This window comes from Amycolatopsis sp. NPDC043887, from assembly GCF_056435665.1.
In genome coordinates this window covers 814,785-836,828 of sequence record NZ_JBWKEB010000001.1, presented here as the reverse complement: position 1 = coordinate 836,828, position 22,044 = coordinate 814,785, and the positions used below count along the sequence as shown (strand labels likewise).

11 protein-coding genes are annotated in these 22,044 nt (G+C 65.2%); 2 read left to right on the top strand and 9 right to left on the bottom strand.

Annotated elements, in window-relative coordinates; genetic code table 11:
- Positions 1-151: 151 nt before the first annotated feature.
- Positions 152-487 (bottom strand): hypothetical protein, encoded by a 336-nt coding sequence (locus AC069H_RS04095; protein WP_478231296.1) that lies wholly within the window; start codon positions 485-487, stop codon positions 152-154.
- Positions 488-1,017: 530 nt separating this feature from the next.
- Here AC069H_RS04095 and AC069H_RS04090 point away from each other — a divergent pair.
- Positions 1,018-2,811, top strand: coding sequence for a sensor histidine kinase (locus AC069H_RS04090; RefSeq protein WP_478231295.1), 1,794 nt, complete (start codon positions 1,018-1,020; stop codon positions 2,809-2,811).
- A 107-nt stretch (positions 2,812-2,918) separates the two neighbouring features.
- Here AC069H_RS04090 and AC069H_RS04085 read toward each other — a convergent pair whose 3' ends face one another.
- From AC069H_RS04085 to AC069H_RS04075, 3 genes are all read right to left on the bottom strand, one after another.
- A complete protein-coding gene (locus tag AC069H_RS04085) occupies positions 2,919-3,131 on the bottom strand; it encodes a DUF6292 family protein (RefSeq protein WP_478231294.1) in 213 nt (70 codons plus the stop codon).
- Positions 3,132-3,850: 719 nt separating this feature from the next.
- Positions 3,851-4,240 carry a hypothetical protein gene (locus AC069H_RS04080; protein WP_478231293.1) on the bottom strand — a complete coding sequence of 130 codons (390 nt, stop codon included), beginning with the start codon at positions 4,238-4,240 and terminating at the stop codon, positions 3,851-3,853.
- Between the two features lie 514 nt (positions 4,241-4,754).
- Positions 4,755-5,090: a hypothetical protein gene (locus AC069H_RS04075; protein ID WP_478231292.1), complete on the bottom strand. Its 336-nt coding sequence runs from the start codon at positions 5,088-5,090 to the stop codon at positions 4,755-4,757.
- A 460-nt stretch (positions 5,091-5,550) separates the two neighbouring features.
- Here AC069H_RS04075 and AC069H_RS04070 point away from each other — a divergent pair, with 460 nt between their 5' ends.
- On the top strand, positions 5,551-5,979 hold the full coding sequence (locus tag AC069H_RS04070) for a nitroreductase family deazaflavin-dependent oxidoreductase (protein ID WP_478231291.1): 429 nt from the start codon (positions 5,551-5,553) through the stop codon (positions 5,977-5,979).
- Here the strand turns inward: AC069H_RS04070 and AC069H_RS04065 are convergent.
- The 5 genes from AC069H_RS04065 to AC069H_RS04045 all read right to left on the bottom strand — a co-directional run bounded on the left by AC069H_RS04065 (position 5,960) and on the right by AC069H_RS04045 (position 21,870).
- The gene (locus tag AC069H_RS04065) at positions 5,960-6,991 is read right to left on the bottom strand and encodes a slipin family protein (protein WP_478231290.1); all 1,032 of its coding nucleotides are present in this window, start codon (positions 6,989-6,991) and stop codon (positions 5,960-5,962) included. The genes AC069H_RS04070 and AC069H_RS04065 overlap by 20 nt on opposite strands.
- Before the next feature lie 1,289 nt (positions 6,992-8,280).
- A complete protein-coding gene (locus tag AC069H_RS04060) occupies positions 8,281-8,787 on the bottom strand; it encodes a hypothetical protein (RefSeq protein WP_478231289.1) in 507 nt (168 codons plus the stop codon).
- A 123-nt stretch (positions 8,788-8,910) separates the two neighbouring features.
- The gene (locus tag AC069H_RS04055; RefSeq protein WP_478231288.1) at positions 8,911-9,282 is read right to left on the bottom strand and encodes a hypothetical protein; all 372 of its coding nucleotides are present in this window, start codon (positions 9,280-9,282) and stop codon (positions 8,911-8,913) included.
- Positions 9,279-15,056 carry an RHS repeat-associated core domain-containing protein gene (locus tag AC069H_RS04050; RefSeq protein ID WP_478231287.1) on the bottom strand — a complete coding sequence of 1,926 codons (5,778 nt, stop codon included), beginning with the start codon at positions 15,054-15,056 and terminating at the stop codon, positions 9,279-9,281. Before AC069H_RS04050 ends, AC069H_RS04055 begins: the two co-directional genes overlap by 4 nt.
- Positions 15,057-15,144: 88 nt before the next feature.
- On the bottom strand, positions 15,145-21,870 hold the full coding sequence (locus tag AC069H_RS04045) for a LamG domain-containing protein (protein WP_478231286.1): 6,726 nt from the start codon (positions 21,868-21,870) through the stop codon (positions 15,145-15,147).
- Between the last annotated feature and the right edge of the window lie 174 nt (positions 21,871-22,044).

The following is a 22,044-nucleotide window of genomic DNA, read 5'->3' as shown; positions in this document are numbered from 1 at the left end:
CGAGAAGGGCAGAAGGTCCCGCCCTCCCGGGCGCAGGTCTCTTGACGAGCGCACATGGCGGACGACGACTATCGCCGTCGCGGGGGTAAGCGCTTTCGTCCTGTGCGGCATCGAGTGGAACGGCTCTCCTGCCGACTCTCGTCTCCGTCGCTCAGCCTTCGGACAAGCCGGCTTCCGGCGGGTACACCCAGGTGATGCCCAGCGATCCCAGACCGCGACTGATCAGGTCCTGCCGGACTTGGTGTGTGGTGCATCCGCCGTAGACCAGGTGGGTCAGCCGCATCCGCTCCGGATCCCGGGTGGGTTCGGCCATCAAGCTGAGCACGCCATCACCGCATGGGTGATGTTCAACGTGCTCACGTGGCCCGGCGTACTCCGCCTCGATCATGGCCTCGTATGCGCCTGGTCCGTCCTCGGACAACGCCGCGTACAGCTCATCGACCAATACCTTCACCTGCGGCAGGTGATCCCGGTGGTGGGTGATCAAGTTGCTCCGCCGCCAGCTGCCCTCGTCGTGCGATCTCCAAGACACGGACTCTCCCTCGTCCAATGCTGCACGCAGACCCCTCCCCGCTCACCGTGACACGGGATTCTCTGTCTCAGAAGGGACTTTCGGCAGGGAGCGGCGGACCGAATGTCCTCTCCGCGGCGACGGAATCGGATCGTCGGCGCCTTTACGCCAGAGGACGGGGGAAGTGCCGAAGGGGCGCCGTACTCGCCCAGCCGCGGAGCCTGCGGTCAAGACCCGTGATTCGTCGGCCGTCCCAGGCCGGGTGTTCGTGAGAATCCGGCGAAAGCAGGATTCTCACGAACATGTCGTTTTGTGCCGGTTCATGAGAGACTGGCTCGCATCTGGCGCGCCGGGGTTCCTGCCCGGACTTTTGCGCTTCCTCGCCGCTGGTGGCGTCCCCTGGCCCAGGACCGGTGACGTCGAACAGTGCCGCGCTCGACCCCGGTCACATCGGGGCCGTACCGGACAAGGTGGAAGCGGAATCGATTCCCGAAAGGGAGGACGCTATGGGCGAGCAGCCCGATCGCCGGCACAAACCCCGCGTCATCGAACAGGACACCGGGACAGAGACGCCCCACATCGACCCGGCCGGGCCGCAAGCGGCTGACGAGGAACCGCTGACCTTCCCCGATGTCCCCCGGCTCGGGCTCGACCGGCTGCTGGGCCGGCTGGTGGAACATGCCCAGGAGGTGCTGAGTACCCAGGGCAGGCTGCGCGGGCTGCTGCGCGCCAACCGGGCGGTGACGTCCGACCTGGCACTCCCCGCGGTGCTGCGGCAGGTCGTGGAAGCCGCCCGGGACTTGGTCGGCGCCCGCTATGCCGCGCTCGGCGTGATCGCCCCCGACGGGACATTGGCCGAGTTCGTTCACGTGGGAATGCCCCCGGAGATGGTGCGGCGGATCGGAAGCCTGCCCCAGGGCAAAGGACTGCTCGGCGCGCTGATCGCCGACCCGCGTCCGATCCGCCTGGACCGGATCGAGGACGACGACCGGTCGTCGGGATTCCCCGACGGCCATCCTGAGATGCGCGGTTTTCTCGGCGTGCCGATCCGCGCACGCACGACGGTGTTCGGCAACCTGTATCTGGCCGAGAGCGTTCAGGGCCGGTTCAGCGCCGAGGACGAAGAGCTCGCCACCGCCCTGGCGTCCACCGCCGGGGTCGCGATCGAGAACGCTCGGCTGTTCGGCTCCGCCCAGTCCCGCCAGGACTGGCTACAGGCTTCGACCGCGATCACCCTGGCTGTTCTGACCCCGGAGACGAGCGATCCATTGGGACTTGTCGCCGAGCACAGCCGCCGCACCGCCGACGCCGACATCGTGACCATCTGCCGGCCCGACGAGGACCATCGGCGCCTGCTTGTCGAGGTCGCGGTCGGTCCGGACGCGGCGGCGTTGCTCGGTACCGGTGTGCCCATCGATGACTCGCTGTCCGGCCGGGTCTACAGCACCGGCAGGCCCTTACTGGGGACCTGGCCGCAGGAACAGTCCTCGACCACCGCCGACGCACCGGCCGGGATGGACATCGAGTCGATGATGATCGTCCCGCTGAGCGACCGCAGGGTGACCGGGACCATCACTGCCGCCCGGCGGCACGGCCGTCCCGCCTTCACCGCCGAGGACCTCGACATGGCGGCATCGTTCGCCCACCAGGCCTGTGTCGCGATCGGACTCGCCGACGCACGCGCAGAGCAGCAACGCGTCGCCGTATTCGACGAACGCGACCGGATCGCGGCAGACCTGCACGACAGCGTCATCCAGCGCCTGTTCGCCACCATCCTCTCCCTGCAGGGAACCGTGTCCGGTCTCGGCCCGGGTCCCGCCTCCGGCCGGATCCTCGGCACGATCGACGACCTGGACGTCACCATCGGACAGATCCGTAACACGATCTTCCAGCTCGGCCACATCACCCCGCTCGCCGACATCAGCCTCCGCGGCCGGCTGCTGGACGTCGTCACCGACACGACAGAGGCCCTCGGATTCGATCCCACGGTGCGGTTCGCCGGCCAGCTGGAAGGCATCACCACACCCGCCATCGCCGACGACTTACTGACGGTGCTGAGCGAAGCCTTGAACGATGTCGCCCAGCACGCCAACGCCACCCACGCCGACGTGGAGATCACCGCCCACGACGAACGAATCATCCTCGACATCACCGACAACGGCATCGACCCCACCCAACGGCACAGCGGCCTCACGGACATACGCGCCCGAGCCGAAAGCCACGGCGGACGCTGCACCCTCAGGCCCCACCATCCCACCGGCGGCCACCTGGCCTGGCAGGTTCCGCTCATCCCCGGATAGCCCGTCCGGGTCGGCAACACCCACGCACGGGCGAGGTCAGATCGCCCGCCGGAGGAGCGGTGCGCCGGTGGCCCACAGGTCGCGGCGGAACAGCAGCAAACGGTCCTTCAGTTCGCCACGCTCACCCCGCGGGCCCGGTGGAACCGGCGTGGTGAGCGCGCCGGTTCCACCGCCGGACCGGATCGCGTCCACGAAATCCTCGACGCGGACGGGGGCGCCACTGGGTCACCACCGATGTAGGCCAGCACGAGCAGATCCTCCCCGGAATGGGTTTCCATCGCGAGCGCCCACCCGTGCCGCTCGTCCCACAGCAAGGCCATGTCCCGTCCGGGATGGCGCGGCAGCCGCACGTCCAACGCGACATACGCCGACGCGGGGGGACCGAGTCCGCGATGCAGGACTCTTCCCCGACCCCACCACGGCGCTCACCGCGGCCACATAGCCGGTCAGGCCACACCGAAGATCATGATCGCTTTCGATACCGGTGATCAAGGGAATCAACCTCCGTCATATCGGCACGATCCACCGCTCGTCGCGATCTGCCATCACCCGACGACGACCATATGGCCCAGCCGCAGTCCCCGGATGGCGTCACAAGACCCACGGCCCGAGGACTTTCGTCCCCGCCAGGCCGTCAGGAGAGGGCCCTATGCGCCCGCCTTCGCACGGCCTCGGCGCGTTCCCGTTCTTCCAGCGCCAGAGCCAACTCCACCGTCCCTTGACACAGCCGGGGATTCGGACGGCGACGAGCGCGGATCCAACTCCGGGCCGCGTTCGATCTCACACCGTACGAGGTGAAGCGCTTCCAACGCGATCTCAGGCGCGTCCCGGCGCTGGTCCGGCGAAACGGTTCGGCGGTGTGCGACTCACTTCTTCTCGCAGCGAGCGTTCCTTTCTCCCGCTCAGCGGCGGTCCACAGGCACACCCGGCTCGACGGTGCTCCCGGCGCGGAGGTGGAACGGAACCAGTCCGGAAAGTCACGCAGACGCATCATCGCTGCCTTCGCATCCGTCGGTCGCACACGGGGCTACGTGGCCTTTCACGGTCCAGGACCTTCTTCCCTCGCATCGGAAACCTTGGGCATGAAAGGGGATTCACCCGACCGGCCATCGCGCTGCCGGGGAACGGTGGCCTCGCCGGTGCCGAGAGAGCCGGTGAAGCGGGCGATCCGGATTCGCAGGCCGTTCTCGAAGGTCATGACTCTCGCCCACCGGGTCGCCCGCCACGTGACCGGAGGGAGGTGATTCCGGCGCGACATGGGGTAGGCGATCCCGGCGCCGGTGACGATCCAGCTACCCGGTGAGTGACCGTCGAGGTGCGAGAATTCGACGATGACATGACGGAACGCGGCGAGGTGGAAGGCTGCCGCGTCCTTCCCGATGGGAATGAACACGTCTCCGCTGTCGAGGACGAAACAGAGAAGGGGCATCGGGCCGCTTCCGTCTATGGATACGCGCGCGTCACGGCGCCGTTCGGGTCCTCGGACGAGTTTCACGCATTCAGAATGCGTCAGGGAGATGCGGTCCATGCACCCACGTCCTCTCCTCGGTTCCGTTCTCAGCTGAGAACGAGGTTCTTCCGCCGTGTGGCGATACGCCGGCGCAAAGTGGCTTGTGAGAGTGCGTGATTGCCACATGCACACCACGAGGGCAGGAGGTCGTAGTCCTGTCCTGGCATATCGTCGAGCAGCGCGACATGCTCCTGCCCCTGACGACCCGCCTCGGTGGAATCACGCGAATCGCGCGTATGAGAGCCCGTCAGCGTCACCACGACGCGACCGTTCGGAGTTTCGTAAACGACCGCGACCTGGTGTCCGGCATGACAGCGAACGCGAAGCAGCAAACCGTGGTCTCGGTGCCGGCCGAGCGCGACAAGACCCTGAACCGCTCGTTCACGGCGCTGTGCGGATGAAACAGCCATGTCGTCCACAGTGGACCTGCCCGTCACGCCACGCGACGCAGGTCTTGAGTCTTCTCGAGCGCTTGCGCTTCGTCGGTGTGCTTACGAGACAGGCCTTCGAAGAACAGCAGGACCTCGCGCCAGAAGTAGCTCGTCCCCGCGACGGCGATGCCGGTGAACACGATCCCGAGTCCGTGGTTGCGCACGGGCAGGTTCCACGTGGCGAACAGATCGAAATCCGCGATCCAGGCGATGGCGATGCCGAGCACCACGAACGCGATCGCCCAGAGTTCGCGGCCGAGGGACAGCCAGCGTCCGCCGATCGCCGCGATGGTCAGAACGCCGAGCCCGAACGCGGTGAGCATTCCCCAAGCGAACATGTCACGTCTCCTTTGCACTCCACTGTGTTCTTCCGGTTGCCGAATCCAGCGTGCGCGCCGGGCGTAAACCGAAGATAGGGACCAAAGCCCGTTCGTCGAAGACCGTGGCACTCGTGTCGAAGGCCTGACGGCGCTGAAGGCCCATCGCCCCTGCCGTCTGAGGGCTTTGGCCTCTCACCCGAATGCGGCCAGGTGGGGAACATCGCCTGGTGACGAGACGAACCGACCGCGTCACCGGGTACGCCGGCCGGTCGAGCCTCGCGAAACGGAGGGACGGATGTTCTTCGTATCGGTGAAGAACGTGGCCCGGCAAGGCTCCGCTTCGCACCGTGGGACGCGTGTGACGGCCGGCCCGCCGGAGCGCTCGTCGAACGAGCTGCCCGTTCGATGGCCGGATGCGCCACGCACGACCCCGAGGCTCGCGGTCGGCGCCTGAGGATTCCCGCTGCAGGAGGGCGAAATGGTGATCGGAAAGCACGTCCACCCGAAGCACGGCCGCGTCGGCGACACGGTGCGCGCCTTCAACAAGCGGGTGCTGAACCCGGTGATGCTGCGCATGGCGGGGCGACGACACTGGTACGCGGCCCTGCTACGGCATACCGGCCGTCGTTCCGGCAAGCCGTATGCCACGCCCGTGGTCGCGGAACGCACCGAGAACGGCTTCATCATTCCCTTGCCATACGGCACGAAAGTCGATTGGCTGCGGAACGTCCTGGCCGCCGGCCACGCCACCCTGGAGGTCAAGGGCGACAGCTACGACGTCGTGGATCCCGCGATCCTCGACGCCGCGACCGCCCTCCCGCGAGTATCGCCCGGACGAGGGAGGGTGTGGCGGCTTCTCGGCATCCAAAAATACGCGCGCGTGAACCTCAGTGTCGACCACCACTGAGACCGGCCTGAATCCGCGCCTCCGTGACCGCGGTCGCGGCACGATCGGCATCGGGTCCGCCCGCCCGGGTCGGGTCCAAGGCACCCGCGAGCGTGTCGACGGCCGCCGTCAAGGCGTCCATTTTGGACTCAAGCACGTTGACGGCGGGCCGGGCTTCAGGCGGGCGTTGCGGTCCGCCGTTGGCCGGCGCCCCCGGCGCCGGGACCGTGACGACAGGCTCGGTCGGAGCCGGGACCGGAGTGGCCGCCGCAGTGGCTTCACGGGCCAGGAACGAACCCAGCTCGCCGATCGTGCTCATCAACGGTGCGGGGAACACCACGGTCGTGTTCTTGTCCACTCCGATCTCTACCAGACTCTGCAGATTGCGCAGCTGGAGCGCCAGCGGGTGCTCCATCATGGTGTCCGACGCCTCGCCCAGCGCGGCGGCGGCCTGGGCCTCGCCCTCGGCGTTGATGATCTTGGCTCGCTTCTCCCGCTCGGCCTCCGCCTGCTTGGCCATCGCCCGCTTCATCGAGTCCGGAAGTTGGATGTCCTTCAGCTCCACCAAGGTCACCTCCACCCCCCAATCGAGCGTGGTCACGTCGAGAATCTGGCGGATGTCCCGGTTGATGGCGTCGGTTTCGGACAGGGTCTCGTCCAGCGTGTGCTGCCCGACCACCTTCCGCAGTGTCGTCTGCGCGATCTGGTCGATCGCGGCGTAGACGTTCTCGATGGCGACGACCGACTTGACCGCGTCGACCACCCGGAAGTAGGCGACCGCGGACACGTCGACGCTGACGTTGTCGCGGGTGATGATCCCCTGCGACTGGATCGGCATGGTGACGATGCGCAGCGACACCCGCCGCAACACGTCGATCACCGGGATGATCAGCCGCAGTCCGGGTTCCCGCACACCGATGACGCGGCCCAGCCGGAACAGGACGCCTTTCTCGTACTGTTTCACGATTCTGATCGCCGTACCCGCCACCAGCGACACAGCGGCGGCGATGGCGGCGATGACCCAGCCACTCATGATGCTTCTCCAGTTCACCGGTGGAAATCGACCGCTGAGAGGTTCTCCAGCGGGGCAGCGGATACTCCAGCCGCCGCCCATGACTCCAGCCAAGCCCTCCGACGTCGCCGGACCTACGGCCGGAAGTCATCTCGGACCGGGACCTTCGGGTCACCCCCGATGTGTCGGCCCTTCGCCCCTGCCCGCACGCCGTCCGCCGCGCCGGCTGCCTGGTGGGCGCGGCGATCAACGGCATGCTGCCCGGCTCATCGGAGCGGTCCTCTCGCGGTCGGACGGTCGCGAGCGGATGCGCGTGGCGAAGCCGGATGCTCTTGCCGGACAGGTGGCGGGGGCGATCGGTGATCAGGATCGACAAGAGGGTGCCGACCACGCGGCGAGCTGGGCGATCCCAGTGGTGAGGCCGGTGCCGTCGATGGCCGCGGCGCGCAGGGCCAGGACGGCGCCGTGGGTCGGGAGGTAGTGCGCGAGTGCGTACAGCGGGTCCGGGGAGCGTCGAGACGGCCTGGTTGAGGGCGACCAGGGCGCCCCGCAGGAAGCCGATGGTACCGGCGAAGCCGAGTTCCAGGGCGAGGACGGCGATCGCGGTGATGGCGAGGGCGGCCAAGGCGGCCGCGGTCGCGCCGGGGATGGCGGCGCGGGAGCTGGTACTTCCGGGCGAAGATGCCGCCGTGGCCGGACGGGCGGAGACGGCAGATTCGCCGCGGCTTCCTGCACGGAGCACTGGGATGGCCCACCGCGAGCCCACGTCGAGTCTCGCAGGATCGTCAGACAGGTATATCCCCGCTGGCCAGCGGGATGTCGAATGAGTGGGCCGCCTGGGGCTCGAACTCAGAACCTACGGATTAAAAGCCTCCGCCGCGGTGCCAGGCAGTGCCGCGCAGTGTCGAATATTGACCATCCGTGCAGGTCAACGCGGACATCACAGCCGCACCGGGTGTCAGGCCGTATCAGGTCGTGTCGGGCTCTACGTCAGCAACGGAGCCCAATCGGAGACGGCGTGATCCCCCGAAGCTCCACTCTTCCAACACTAAAGTCGTCTACCGAGGAGCTCCACCAGCTCGCCCGTAATGTGGAGAATCGAGGCATCATTCGCTGGCCTGAACAACGTTGCCGGCAACGCCCGGAAGCGCTGCCGGTCAATCGTGGCCGATCCTCGCCAACCGCGGACGGCCTCGGACACGTTGTTCCCATCGAGGCCAATGCGTCTCGCGGCCTTGCCTGCAGGCATTGAACACCATGCCGTGCTCGGGTCCGATCAGAGACCGGATGGCTCGCTTACACTTCGGCCACTACAGCCTGCCGCCGATAAGTCGCGCCAGCGAGGCATATCCGGGGATATTGGCAGCCATCGGACTACCGGCAAGCGTCAAGTGAGCGATCCGGACCTCGCCGTGGCTCCGCTTCACGGTTACGACCAGTGTGTCGAGGTCCTCGCTCCGGCACCACATCGCCGCTTCCCCGGCGCCCGGCAGCGGCTGGGCCTGCCCCTCACCCAGACAGTTCTGCTCGGCAACGGCGAGTGCGTTCTCCGGCGCCGCCTCGCCCTTGATGGCGGTCACCATCAAGCTACCGACGCCAGAGCCATCATCAACACGACTGAACTCGCAACCATAAGCAATGCTCCGCTGCCCCTCAACCGGCTTCTCCTCGACCGACCGGTAAGCAGCCTTCGACTCCAAGGCCCCTTGAAGCTCATCAGCGCCAAGAAACCCACAGGCCGCAGAGATCAGCTCTGGTGATGTCACTGGAGTCCAGGTCGACGAGGGAACCGACGCCAGACCGGCTGGATTCGCCACCACATTCCCTGACTCACTCGAGCACGCGCCACACAGAATTAGCACCAATAGCCAACCCTTAGGCACTCTTTTCGAAAGCAAAACTTGCCGCCAATCGAACTTTAAAAGTATTTGCAAATCAAATCAACGAACAGATCCCTGCAGGCTCTCTCGCCATCGATGCGCCATTTCATTCGAAATAAGATCACATATTTCCGGCGATGAAAGCTGAAACAGAAATTCTTTTAGAATAGTTTCATTGCCAACCTGAAAGCCCAGGTCGTCGCGCCCCTCAAGCGTTTCAGCCCATAGTTGAATACCTGCAACGTCCAGCCTGCCTGAAATGTAGGACTGCAGGACATTCAGAGCGTCCTTGGGCTCAAGCACGACCAACTCGCTATCGCTATCCCAACCAAATGACACCAGCCGATCGACTGCTTGTCGCAGAGGTGCGCGAAGTTCGACCACGTCACGCAGCGCTTCTTCTCGCTCGCCATCCTGCGGATCGTTAATCATGGGCCCATCTTATCCTTCACATGAGCGACCGACCCGTCCGGCAGCACCGTCGTCTTGAGGTAACCTGTCGTCTTGCCGTCAAATCCCACTGTTTTCTCGTATACTGCATATGAATTCGGCACTCTTCCCGGCACGCGTGTCTGAAATTTGACCGATCCTCCAGGAAGCCCCGTGATGACGGTTTCTTCGGCCGCACTCGGCAGCTTCTTCTGATACCGCAGGAGGTTTGACGCCTGTCCAGGAGTGAGGTCCTCCACACCCAAATTGCGCAGTGATTCTCGAGCCGCCGTTCCCGCACCAGGCTTCGAACCACCAGCCAACCCGCGCCCGCCGGCAGTGATACCAGCACCAACGATTGCCATGGCGGCACCAAGAAGGCTGTGAATAGTCTCCGCAACCCCTTCCGCACTGCTGCACTCGTCAAAATTGTCGACGCAATAGGTGGCCGCGATCAATTTTGCACCTTCGACGTCATTCTCGGTCTCTGGTGCAAGAAGATAATTTCTCGCCTTTTCGCAAGCGAGCTTGCCAAAGCAAATATTAGTGTCTGGGTCCACATTTGGCGGCATTGGAAAGTTCCAATATTCAAGCGTGCTCATATTGAGCACCTTGTCGAACTCGGCAAACACCTGACTGCGCTTTCGAGAACTCGGTGCGTGCTTTTTTTCCCAGTCTTTACGATTCGACTTAGCCTGACCCTTTTTGACACCCTTTTGCTGAAGCTGTTCCGGCGTGTAGTGGCCGTTGATGTCGTTGCCGACTCGGGGGTCGATTCCGCAGTCGCCGCGCCATCCGACGCAGTAGCCGGGCGAGTCCTCGGGGGCGAGGCCGGAGGGGTCGCTGAATGCGATGGGGTTGTTGTTGGCGTAGTTGTAGCCGTTGATCTGCTGGGGGCTGCTCGGGTCCATGATCGGGTCGAGGGAGATGAACCGGCCGAGGTCCGCGTCGTAGCTGCGGGCCCCGAGGGTGGTCAGTCCGGTCGACGTGTCGATCGTGCCGCCGACGAAGCCGCGTTCACCTGGCATATCGGCGTTCGGGCCGCGCTGGGCACCGAACGGAGTCTGTCGGCGCTGCTTGACCGTGAGGTCGCTGGCGTTGATCGCGACCTGCGTGGTGCCTTGGTGGTCGCCGGCGAGCCAGGTCAGGGCCCCGCTCTTGCGCATCGCGATGAGCAGACCACCGTGGCTGTAGTACCTGGTGGTGGTCGCGTTCCCGCTCGCCTTGTCGAGCAGGACTTCCTGCGGCCCCAGGTACAGGGTGGTGCCGGTCGGGTCGCGGCGGATGAGACGACTGCCGTCGGCGTCGTAGAGGAAGGTGGTGTCGGCGGTGCCGTCAGTGACCTTCTCGAGCTTGTTCTCGACGTTCCAGTCGAGGTTCTGCTGTCCGGACGTGCCGGGGCGGGACTTGGTATTGCCCAGTTCGTCGTAGGTGTACTGGGCTGTTTTGGTGCCCGCTGGTCCTTCGGAGGTGACCGCGTTCAGCAGGTGCGGCTTCGGTGTGCCGGGTGCGGCGTAGCTGTACTTGCGGGTGATGTCACCGCCGGCGACGTGCTGAGTGTCGCCGGTGCGGTTCCCGGATTTGTCGTAGGCATACGACTGCCAGTACGGGGCGGGGCCGCCGAGGCCGTTGACCGTGGGTGCCGCGCCGCAGTCGGTGTTGGCAGGTGTCCAGGCTTCGGTGAGGCGTTGGAGGTAGTCGTAGCCGAAGCACTGTTTGTCCGCGGGTTGCCCGATCGGGGCGTTGGAGATCGAGGTGATGTTGCCTGCGGGGTTGTAGCTGTAGTGGGTGTCGGTCTGCATCGGCTGCGGCACTTCAGCATCGACGATGGTGCGGTCCAGGCGACGGGTGTTGGTGTCGTAGTAGAAGGACAGCCAGGCGCGTTTCCCGTTGGTGGCGGTGCTGCTCGATCCACCGAGGTGCAGGCGTTGCGGTTCGCCGTAGCGGGTGTATTCGGTTTCAGATACGTAGGTCTGGAAGTCGTCGTCAACGCCGCCATCGGCGGTGAGGACGTTGTTCAGTTCGTCCTGGGTGTAGGCAACGGTCTCGGACGAGAGGTCACCGGCCTTCGGGTAGCCGACCGCGCCGAGACTCCCGTCCTCCTTGTACGCCAGCGAGGTCTGGTAGGTGCCAGCCAGCTTCGGCCCCTCGATCGGCGGGATGACAACCGACTGATTCAAAGGCTGGTACAGAGGGTCGTAGTTGATTACTTTCTTGACGTAGGCGTTGCCGTCGACCCAGCGTGTGGACGACGCGAGCTGCCCGATTCCCTTGAACGCGGTGTCGTAGGCCCACTCGCTGAGCTTGGTGCCGGCGAGGCTGTCTTTGAAGACACCGGTCTTGCGGCCGAGTTTGTCGTAGCGGAACGCGAGTGTGACGTTGCGTGCGTCGGTGCTCGAAGTCTGCTGGTTCAGCTTGTTATAGACGTAGGTGGTCGCGCCGCGGTCGGGATCCTCGGTGCGGATCAAGGCGCCGTGGATGTCGTAGGTGTAGGACCAGCGGTTACCGCTGGAGTCGGTGAGTGCGGCGAGTTTGTCCGCGTTGGTGTAGTCGTACTTGGTTTCGTCGTAGTTGTCGCCAGTCGGTTGAGCGCCGTGGTACTGCCGGAGAGCGCGGGTGCGGCCGCGGGCGTCGGTGATCGTGGTGGTCGCGCTGCCGCCTTCCGGCGGTGTGACGCTGACCGAGTCACCGCCATAGGTGGTACTGGTACGCCATTCTGTCGTTCCGCCCCGGTAGATGGAGGCGATCGCACGCCCGGCGCCGTCGAACTCCGTGACGGTCAGGCCGGGCACTTCAGTGTCGCTGGCCACCCAGAGGGTGGTGTCGACGGGTTGGTCGTTGTAGAACGGCTGTGTCGTCTTGTAGGCGCGGCCCAGCGAGTCGTACCGCGTGTCGACCAGCAGCCTGCCCCCACCAGGTGCGGGCGCCTGGACCTGCCGGGTCCGGTAGAGACCATCGAGGATGGTGGTCGAGGTGACGTAGTTGCTCTTGGGGCCGAACCGCATCGACGTGATCGAGCTCGGCGCGTCGCTGCGGACGTCGTAGGTGAAGCGTGCGCTGGGTTCAGTGGGGTAGCTTGCCCGGGGTCGGTTGGGCTGCCAGACTTCGGCTTTGCGACCGAGCGCGTCATAGGCGATCTCCATGACCCGGTTGTTCGGGTCGGTGATCGTCCGCGCGGATCCCCAGGCCGGTTCGTAGACGGTCGTTGTCTTGTGTCCCAGAGCGTTGGCGGTGACAAGCTGGGTTACCGGGCCGCCGGTCGCCGGAGTGTAGGTGGAGGTGGCGGTGTTGCCGTCGGCGTCGGTGATTTCGATCGCGCGCCCGTGGACATCGCGTTTGGTCTTCGCGACGGTGCGGTAGACCGGCGTGGAACCGTTGTAGCCGTCGACCTCTTCGGCCAGCGTGACGTCGCCTACCGTGGGCGGGATACCGGGTGCGAGCGTGTCATAGGACGACCGGACGTCGGAGATGGTGTCCCGCGGGTAGACCGGCAGAACCCCGCAGACCGTCGAGAGGGTCTCGACCCGTGACGGGAAGTTCAGCAGCCATCGGTCGGTGTTCTGGGCGTAGGTCGTGTTCGTGCAGCGCTCGTCCCCGGTGACGTTGAGGTCGCCGTGGTCGTTGACCTTGGTCGGCAGGCCGTTGGGATCGTAGTCCGTCGTGGTCTTGGTGGTTCGCCAGCCACCTGCCGCCAATGCGGTGAATGAACGCTGCGTTCCGGACCGGACGATGTAGGCCTTGTACGTCCCGCGGGTCGCCGTGGGGCCTTGCCAGCTGGGTTCGGTGATCGTCTTGCCGACGACAGCGCCGGCCTCGCCGTTCTTGGTGAGGCTTTCCAGCTCCAGTCCCTGAAGCCAGTCCTCATCGACGTGGGATCCGCCTTCGCTGTCCGGGACGCTCGCGGATCGCGTGCCGTTGTTGGGGAGCTTGTCCCCGTGCATGCCGCGGAAGTAGCGGGTTTCGCTGTAGCTGGTCGGTCCGCTGGGGTTGTCGGGTTTACCGGTGCGGACGATGACTTTGCCGAAGCCGCGGAACTCGTTCCAGGTCTTGTTCTTCTCGGGCGCGAACTCGGAGGTGGTGTAGTGCCACGCCGCGCCCTCCGGGTACGCGTAGTTGGTGACCTGTTCGGAGCTGGTGCTCATCCAGTCGGACTGGACGACGGATTCGACGACGTACTTGTGGAAGTAGTCGGTGCGTTCCGCGAAGTCCCGTTTGGTCCACGTGACAGGGAAACAGCGTTTGGTGTTGGTTTCCGGCTTGTCCGGCAAAGACGTGGCGGAACAGTCTGCGGGTGCGTAGTTGACGGTGGTGACGCCGCCGGCTTCGGAGACGATGGCGGAGACCCGATACCGGTTGAGGTAGCCGACGCCATCTTCTTTCACGACTCTGTTCGGCAGTTTCTTGCCTTCGAAGGTGACCTTCGGCAGCGTGATGGGCGTGCCGACATGGCCGGTGTGCGTGATGGACTTGAGCCAGAGAGCGGCTTTGTTGCCATCGTCCGGGTTCGGGAACTGTTGCTCGAGGGTCCAGCTGTCGACGTCGGTGTAGCCGTTGCCCGCACGTACCTGGGTGGTGATCTTCGCGAGGCGTTTGGTCGACCAGAACGTGGGGCTGTAGTGATCCTTGCAGGTGGAGCCGTCACAACGATCGGTCAGGGCGACATCGGGGAAGTTCTCGGTCTTGTCGAGGGTGCACACGCTGCCGGGAACGCACCGATCCTCAGTCGTGAAGGTCACCTTCCCTGTAGCGGGAGCGGGATCACCTTCACGCAGGCCGTACTGGATCTCTTTCAGCGTCCCACCGCGGACGTAGGAGACCGCGGTGTCTTTGACGTTCTGCCCGTAGTTGTTGGTCTCGATGTCGTAGCTGTAGAGGATCAGATTGCCGTGCCGGTCGACGACCTTGTCGAGGTTCCAGCGATAAGCCTGGACACAGGCGGAGTTGTCGAACTTGTTGTCCGCCGCGTGGCACGGTTCGCCCACGTCGTCACCGTAGACGGGCACGGTCCAAGTCGACTTCGACGCCGGAGCGGACCCGAAGAAGTACTGAGTCCCGTCGACCGTGGTGATCTTCCAGTATTCGCCGTCACGAGCACCATTGGGCGCTCCGGTGAGGCGCTCGATGCGGGATCCGTTGTCGCTCTTCTGCCGCCACACGTTCTTGCCGGTGTCATGGATCAGCATTCCGCCCGACCCGTTGTAGACGGCGGTCGCGTTGTCACTCTTCCAGCAGAGATCGCCGACCTTGGGCGGAATGGTTCCGCCTTCCTTATCATCCTGGCAACTGCCATAGGTGCGTTCGACGAAACCGGGGTGCAGGTCCCAGCCGTCACCGACCCACGACGCCTGGTTGTTGGTGGCACTCGTGCGTCCATCGACCGTCGAGGAGTTGTAGGACAACGCCAGGTTCGGCTGCAGGTCCCCCGGCGCGGGCGGCACGCGCAGCGGGTACGACCAGGTGAAGTCACCGGTCTGCTTCGACACATCCCATGTCGCCGACGGCGAGAGGGACGTCGCGCTACTGGTGCCTCCACCGTCAGGCGTGGTGGAACCAGTGGGCTGGTTCCCGGTGAGCGCGGCTTTGCTCGCCTCGTCGAGCTCGCGGCCCTGCATGGTCTGCTTCGTCACCGGAGTCGACTCGACCGTCGGTGAGTCGACGCTCCAGCCGTTGGCCGCGTTGGCGACTTGCGAGGTGCTGACGCCGGTCACGACCAGCGAGCAGATCAACGCCACGGTGAGGGTTCTCGAGCTGCGGCGTGTGGACGACTTGTGTCGCATCAGTTCTCCAGGCTGGACGCGGTGAGGCCCGCCCCGCGTTGCGGGGCTACCTCGTGTGCGGCGGACGATTCGCGGTTGGGCTGGAGATCTAGCCGCCGCCGACTGCCGATGGCTGGACTTCGCCGGGCGTGGGTTCCTCGCTGCTCGGAGCTACGAAGACAGGTTCGACTCGGGGGATGTCGGCGAGGACGTAGCCGAGGAATCGGTCCTTGGGCAGGCCTTCGCAGTTGTCGTCGTCGCTGGTCATCGACTCGGTCCCGCTGCTGCCACATCGGTAGAGAGGTTTCGCGGTGGCGTCGTCGGGTTTCTGTGTCCAGAGATGACCGATCGATTCGATGACGGTTTTGCCCTCACAGGCGCTGTCGAGGGAGACGAACTGGTCCGTGTCGTTCACACACGCGGTGAAGGGCTGCGTACCTTGCTGCGGGATCAGAGGAACGTAGCCATGGCGAAACTCCTTGTGATAACCGGGCCGTGCTCCGTGCGTCGTACTGAGATGATCGTAGGCATTCTCGTTGTAATACCGCACGAGTGGTGCGTATGCGAGCGTGTACCCCAGCACTCCCAGTTGGGTCGCGCCTTCGCAATTCTCGTCACTGCTGTCGAAATGTTCCTCAGCCAAAGCACAGCGATAGACCGCCATGGTGGGAAGGTTGCTTGGCTGGACGGTGTATACCGATCCGGTTTCACCGAGCTTGACGTGGCCATCACAGGAACTGTCCATTGACGTGAAGAATTCTTCACCGTTTCGACAAGAATAGAGAACGCGGGTGTTGGGATGTGTCGCCGGGACCAGCATGCCGAGGCTCTTCTCGAAGTGATTTCCGGCAGGCGGTGCCTCGCCGGTGTTCGCACTCCTCTGCTCGCCTGTTCCGTCGCGGAAGCGTCCGAACTGGCCGGCATCCGTCGCTGGAAAGGCTCCATGCGCCTGGATCGCCGCGTCCGAGACGATCCCGTAGCGGGCATAGACCTCGTCGACCAATCCCGGGAAGAACTCCTTATGTTGCCCGTTGTACTTGGCACGACCGATCGCGAACGAACCGTCCGCTTGCCAGAGGACCACGTTCTGTTTCTTGCCGGCGAACTGCCCATTGACGTAGAGGCGGAGCTCGCGCGCGGCCTGATCGTAGACGCCCGTCAGCTGCGTCCACCGGTTCACGACCGCGGGGTCGAAGGAGCTGACGTAAGACAGCGGTGATGAATCGGCGTCCTGCGCGGTCGAACCGAACGTCCACCGGTTCACTTCAGGGCGGTACTGCACGGTGAAACCGCTCATTCTCGAACCATCTTGGGATAGCACGGTCGCGACTTGATCGGTCCGTGTCAGCTTGGCCCACGCCGACACGGTGAAACTGTCGCCTGTCGCCAGGCCACGCTCAGGTGCGGTTGCATGGTCGTCCACCCCGTCCAGCTTCAGCGCGGTGCCGCTCGCGCCTGGCGCGAACGACGCGCCCCCTGTCGGCACAGCGGCGTTGTCACGCCAGCTGTAGTCCTGGCCCGTTCCGTCGTCGAACCGCCACGCACCGCCGTCGCCCCGCGGGATGTCATCGTGCACCTTACGCACTTCGGCATCGGTGAGTGCTCGGGAAAAGACCCGCATGTCGTCGATTCCTTGCGGGGAGAACGCAACGTTCCCACCGTTCACGCGTGCCCGGCCAATCGCGAAGCCCCCGGCGGAGGGAATCGTCGTGACCCCCACCTGGACCGCGCTTTGCACACCATCGACGTACAGCTTCAGCTGCCGGAGCTGAGCGTCGTACACCACGGCAAGGTGCGTCCACTCGTGTGCTACCGGGGCCTGACTGGCCGACAGCGCGACAGCGTGAGGGTTGTCCTTGTCCTCACTGGGTACGACGACACCCCACTTCTTCGCTCCCCCGTCGTAGCGGACTACGAACGCGCTGACCCGGTCACCGTCTTGCCCGAACAGCGCGTAGGTTCCGGTGTCGGTCCTCGTCGGCTGCACCCACGCCGCGGCCGAGAAGCTCTTCGTCGTATCCAGCACCGGACCGGCGGTCTGCGCGTAGCCGGTGGACCCGTCCAACCGCAACCCCGGACTGTTCAGCCCGCCGCCCCACCCGGCACCGTCCTTCAAGGCCATGGTCAATCCACGGCCGCTCGCGTCCGAAGCTGTCAGTCCGGCTTTCTCGTCGAAGCGCCACTGCCCCGCGTCCGCGACCGGCAACGTCGCGGTACCGCCATCGGTGGCGGGGTAGGACTTGTACAGGCCATTGACTCGTTCTTTGTCCAGGGCTGTCGTGTAGACACGGACATCGTCGACCTTGCCGGTCCAGAACTGACTCGGCTTGTCCGCGGTGAGGCCACGTCCGATCTGAGCACCTCCAGACGCCTGCCAACGTCCGTTCAGAGTTCCGTCGCCCACGCGTTTTCCGTTGACATAAAGCCAGATCTTCTTGGTCTGCCGATCATAGGTACCGGCCAGGTGGACCCAGGAATTGATCTCCGCTGGGAAAGCCGAGACCGCCGCTCGCGCGACCGCGGTGTCCGTGTCGGATTCCGCCATCTCGAATACCCACTTGCCGCAGGCGTTGGGGTTGTCGAAGACTCCGTCGAAGCAGGTCGCGTTCATCTCATCGGCGACGTGTCCGAGCCGGAACTTGCTGGTCCGCTCACCGTCGATGCTGACCGCGGTGAGTTTGGAGACGATGTCGGATTTGCGGTCCATGTAGACCCACGCCGACGTACTGAAGCTCTCGTCCGTGCGCAGATCGGCGCCGGTGGTGCCGATGGCTCCGGTCTTTCCGTCGAACTGCACGGCGTTCCCGACCCGGCCGGGCGCGAACTGTGTTCCTGGCTCGAGTGTTCCGGTGCGGGCGCCGGTGGAGTCGGCGACCTTGGTGCCGCTGGATTCGTCGAGCTGCCAGTTGTGCACCAGGGTGAGGTCCTGGCCGGACATCGTCCGGATCTCGTCGGTGAACAGGGTGCGGCTGTAGACCTTGACGTCGTCGACCGCGCCACCGAACGCATCCAGCCAAGTGCCGTTCCACTTGCCACGGCCGATGTCGAACTCTGTGGTCGCGTTCCACCTGGCGGTGAACGTCGCGGTCCCCGACAGGGTGCCGTTCACATACAGCTGCATCTCACCGGTGTTGCTGTCGTAGCTCGCGACGAGATGTGTCCAGACACCGGTCTGCACTGGCTGCGCGGAACGCGCCCGGACAACCTGGGCGGGGGCGGTGCTGTCGGGGCCGTGCATCGCGAACGCCCACCGGTCATCGGCAGTGCCGGTATAGCCGAGGTTGAACGCGGACACGTTCTGCCCGCTCTGGCTGACCACAGCGCCCCAGCCCGGGGTCTTGTTGGTCATCTTGACCCAGGCGGCGACGGAGAAGCTCATGCTGCTGTCGATCGGGGCGGGTGCGCTGACGTGGTCGTCGACGCCGTCCAGGTTCACCGCGAGATCTGTCGCATCGGGGTAACTGGTTTGCCCGGCGACCCACTGAGCACCGTTCTTCGCGCTGCCGTGTTTCGCCATGCCCGAGGTGTCCTGCGCGTCGCCGTCGAGCTTCCAGGTGGCGGCCGTGACGTTGTTCTGAGCGACGATGCCCTGGATCTCCGAGAGGTCGAGCGTGCGGCTGTAGGCGCGCACCTCGTCGATACCGCCGGACCAGAACCCGAGCGGGGCGCCGTACTGCCCTCGCCCGATGGCGAACGCACCGGCGGCGTGCCATGGCGTCGCCGGGGCCGGGACGCTCGCGACCTGCTTTCCGTTGACAACGAGGGTGAGGGTCTTGGCGGTCGCGTTGTACACGCCGGCCAGGTGGGTCCACGGCACGGTCTGCACCGTGTTCGCTCCCGATCTGGCTTCCACCGCCGTGCCACCGGTGGCGTCACCGGGATTCATCCCGAAGACCCAGGAACCGTTGTTCTGCTTGAGATAGAAACCACTCACTGTCGTGCCGTCCTGGGAGACGGCGGTCATGTCCCCGAGCTTGTCCGGCTTCACCCACGCGGTAACCGCGAAACTCTGATCCGTCCGCACCACCGGCCCCGAGGTGGCCGCATAGCCCTTGACACCGTCGAACGTGGCCGCGCCGTTGACCGCGCCCGAAGGAGCGAACCTCGCACCGGGCTGCAGCACCGCCATTTCGCCACCCGCGGCGGCATTCCGCGCGGTCGTCCCGTCCGCGTCGTCCAGATTCCAGTAGCCCGCGGTGACGTTGTCGCGTGTGACCGCGGACTTGACCTCGGCATCGGTCAGCACCCGGTCATAGGTACGGACCTCGTCGACCACGCCGGCCAGGTACTCAGCCCCGGCACTGTTGACGATCGCGCGCCCGACCGCGAACTCATGCGTCGCCGGCCACGGATCCTTCCACGCCGCACTGCCCTGGAGATCACCGTTGACATACAGCCTGATCTGCTGCGCCCCGGAGTCGTAGACACCGGCCAGATGAGTCCAGGTGTTCGTCTGCGCCGCACTGATCGACGTCACCGTCGTCGGCGCCGTAGCCGGGTCGTTTCCGGGCCTGAACTCCAACGCCCAGCGATCGGTCGCGGTACCAGTGTGCCCGAGCTTCACCATCGCCGTCGTCGACGCGTTCTGACTCAGCAGCGTCGACCAGCCGGGCTTCTTCTCCGCGAGGTTGACCCAGCCCGAGAAGGAGAAACTGGGATAGGTGCCCGCCGAAATGGGCGCCGTCACGTAGTCGTCGACACCGTCCAGCTTGACACCGGATCCGGTACTGCCCGGCACATACGCGGGCCCACCGTGCAGCGTGGCGTCGCGGAACCCGAGCGTCGCGGTGTCCTTCGTATTGCCTTCCAACGACCACTGTGCCAACGGGCCGTTACCCGCCCGCACGTAGAAGTGGTGCGCCTGTGTCGGACTGCGATGCCCCGCACGGTCGACACTCTGCACGAACAGATCCCTCGGCCCGTCCCCCGGCGGGGTCAGCTTCACAGAGGCCTTACCGCCAAGGGCGACCGCATCGATCGGTGTCGTGGGCGGATCCGTCCAGCCATAGAGATAGTGATCGACATCCGCGACACCGCTCGCTCCGAACTCGAACACATCCGGCACGCCGACACCACCGTGCCATAGGTTGTCCGCTTTGTAGAGCGGCGCTGTCACAGTCGGCTTGATACCAATACCCGTCCGGTCGACAATGAACGGTCCTGGCCCGTTCCGCCAAGGCCCACCGTCCGCCGTGTCGTGCCCCCACACCGTCCACGTGACACGTTGTCCATCACGCTTCGTCAGATCGACATCTGTGCTGTGGTACGCGCCCGATGCCTGGTAGATCGCCGGAGCACGCTGGTCCGGAGCACCACCGTAAATGTCCCAGACCGGACGGAGCTGGTCATTGGCGTCCGGGTCGGACAGCCTGCTCAACAGCCGGATGGACGGATCCCCGACATACGGCACCCCGCCACACCAGCGACACGGCGCGGGCAGCGGCGGATCGGTCTTCATGTCATACGGCGCGTTCGGCTTCGTGTTGTAGCGGATCTCCAGGATCGTGCTCGGCACGTCATACCTGCGCCAAGCGTCAGAGTCCGATTCCGACTCCGCCTGCAGGTAATAGGTGGTAGGACCACTCGGGCTGTAGTAGCCGCCAACACCGAACGAGATCGCCTTGTAGCCCTGACAAGCAGTGCCATCGTTCGCCGGCACCAGGGTCGTACCGATATCCTGCCCACCAGGCTGATTCGCCCAGTTCAGACCCCACGAGATATTGCTGCGCGCGATGAAGAGCTTCTGGTATTTGAAGCCGCAGCTCGGTCGATGCACCATGACCGTGTTGAAACGCACCGAACTCACCTCTTTCCCGGCTAGGAAAGACGTGTCGAACTGGAAATACGTGCGCGCAAGATCAATCGTGTTACATTCCGCGAAGGTACACTTTCCGACCTTCGCCCAAGCGTCGCCATCGCCCGTGCCGTTGACATACGACCGGTCGGGGTGTCCTCGGAAGACCTTCGCCCACATGCTCTGCCCCGGCGACCGCATGTCCGGATCGACCACCACCGGGTACCGCGTAGCCGGATCCGCCAGCATCGCGGCATTCGGCGTCAACGTCATCGCGGAGCGATCGACCTTGACCCCGACCGGCGTGCTCGTGCTTTCCCGCCCCCGCGCGTCCCACATCGTCGCCGCCGGCGCCACGAAGACCTTCTGGCCGTCGCCATCGACGGCCTGAACGCGGCCGCCTTCATCCGAACTGAGCTGCACGCCTTCCGTCTCGACCCCAAGCTTGATCGACGCCAACGCCGGATTGCGTCCCGCCTCCGGCGTCTTGACCACGAAGCGCTGGTTGTATCCCTCCGCTTCGGCCTGCATCTCCAGGTCGACGCCAGGCAGCACCTCCCGGTACCTCGCCGTGCTGCCCTCGAGCTCAGGCTTCGGCAACCTGTCAGGCCACCGCAACGCGAGACGCTTGCCCTCGCGCGAGAACCGAACCAGCGGCCCCTCGCCACCGGCGGAGAACGCCATGTCGGCCACGGCCGCTTTCGGCCTGATCGTGCCGTCCGGCACGGATGCCAGCGCCGTGTCAACGGGCACCCAACCGTCACCCTTCCGGACCCGCACAGGCTGCGGCGACAGCTGCGCCGTCAACGTCCCGTCCGGGTTCGCCAGCACCTTCTTCGCCTCAGCGGTCTGGTTCGCCACCCCGACCGGCGCGCCCTGCAACCGGGCCGCCGCGAACGCGCTGGCAGCATCCGGCGCCTCCGCGACGGGAACGACCGGGGTCGGCAGCGAACTCTTCGGCGAACTCGCCGTCACCACAACGACGCCGGCGAGCATCAGGAACACCATGGGTAACGTGCGCAGCCTGAAGCCACGCGTCACTGACGGACGCACCATCGAAAAGGACCCCCTCGGCCCGGTCAGCACGCGTCCCCCGACGCCACGCGACCCACAAAGTCATCCTGACTCTTCACGATCACTATCGAGTGAAGGAAGACTCCATCAGAGTGAACGATCATGACATGGATCAGACCAATTTGTGGCATCACTACAAGC

What these genes read in the sequence shown, in the direction of transcription:
- AC069H_RS04090 (WP_478231295.1), top strand. Translation starts at nt 1,018, where the DNA reads ATGGGCGAGCAGCCCGATCGCCGGCACAAACCCCGCGTCATCGAACAG.
- AC069H_RS04085 (WP_478231294.1), bottom strand. Translation starts at nt 3,131, where the DNA reads ATGGCCTTGCTGTGGGACGAGCGGCACGGGTGGGCGCTCGCGATGGAA.
- AC069H_RS04080 (WP_478231293.1), bottom strand. Translation starts at nt 4,240, where the DNA reads ATGCCCCTTCTCTGTTTCGTCCTCGACAGCGGAGACGTGTTCATTCCC.
- AC069H_RS04075 (WP_478231292.1), bottom strand. Translation starts at nt 5,090, where the DNA reads ATGTTCGCTTGGGGAATGCTCACCGCGTTCGGGCTCGGCGTTCTGACC.
- AC069H_RS04070 (WP_478231291.1), top strand. Translation starts at nt 5,551, where the DNA reads ATGGTGATCGGAAAGCACGTCCACCCGAAGCACGGCCGCGTCGGCGAC.
- AC069H_RS04065 (WP_478231290.1), bottom strand. Translation starts at nt 6,991, where the DNA reads ATGAGTGGCTGGGTCATCGCCGCCATCGCCGCCGCTGTGTCGCTGGTG.
- AC069H_RS04055 (WP_478231288.1), bottom strand. Translation starts at nt 9,282, where the DNA reads ATGATTAACGATCCGCAGGATGGCGAGCGAGAAGAAGCGCTGCGTGAC.
- AC069H_RS04050 (WP_478231287.1), bottom strand. Translation starts at nt 15,056, where the DNA reads ATGCGACACAAGTCGTCCACACGCCGCAGCTCGAGAACCCTCACCGTG.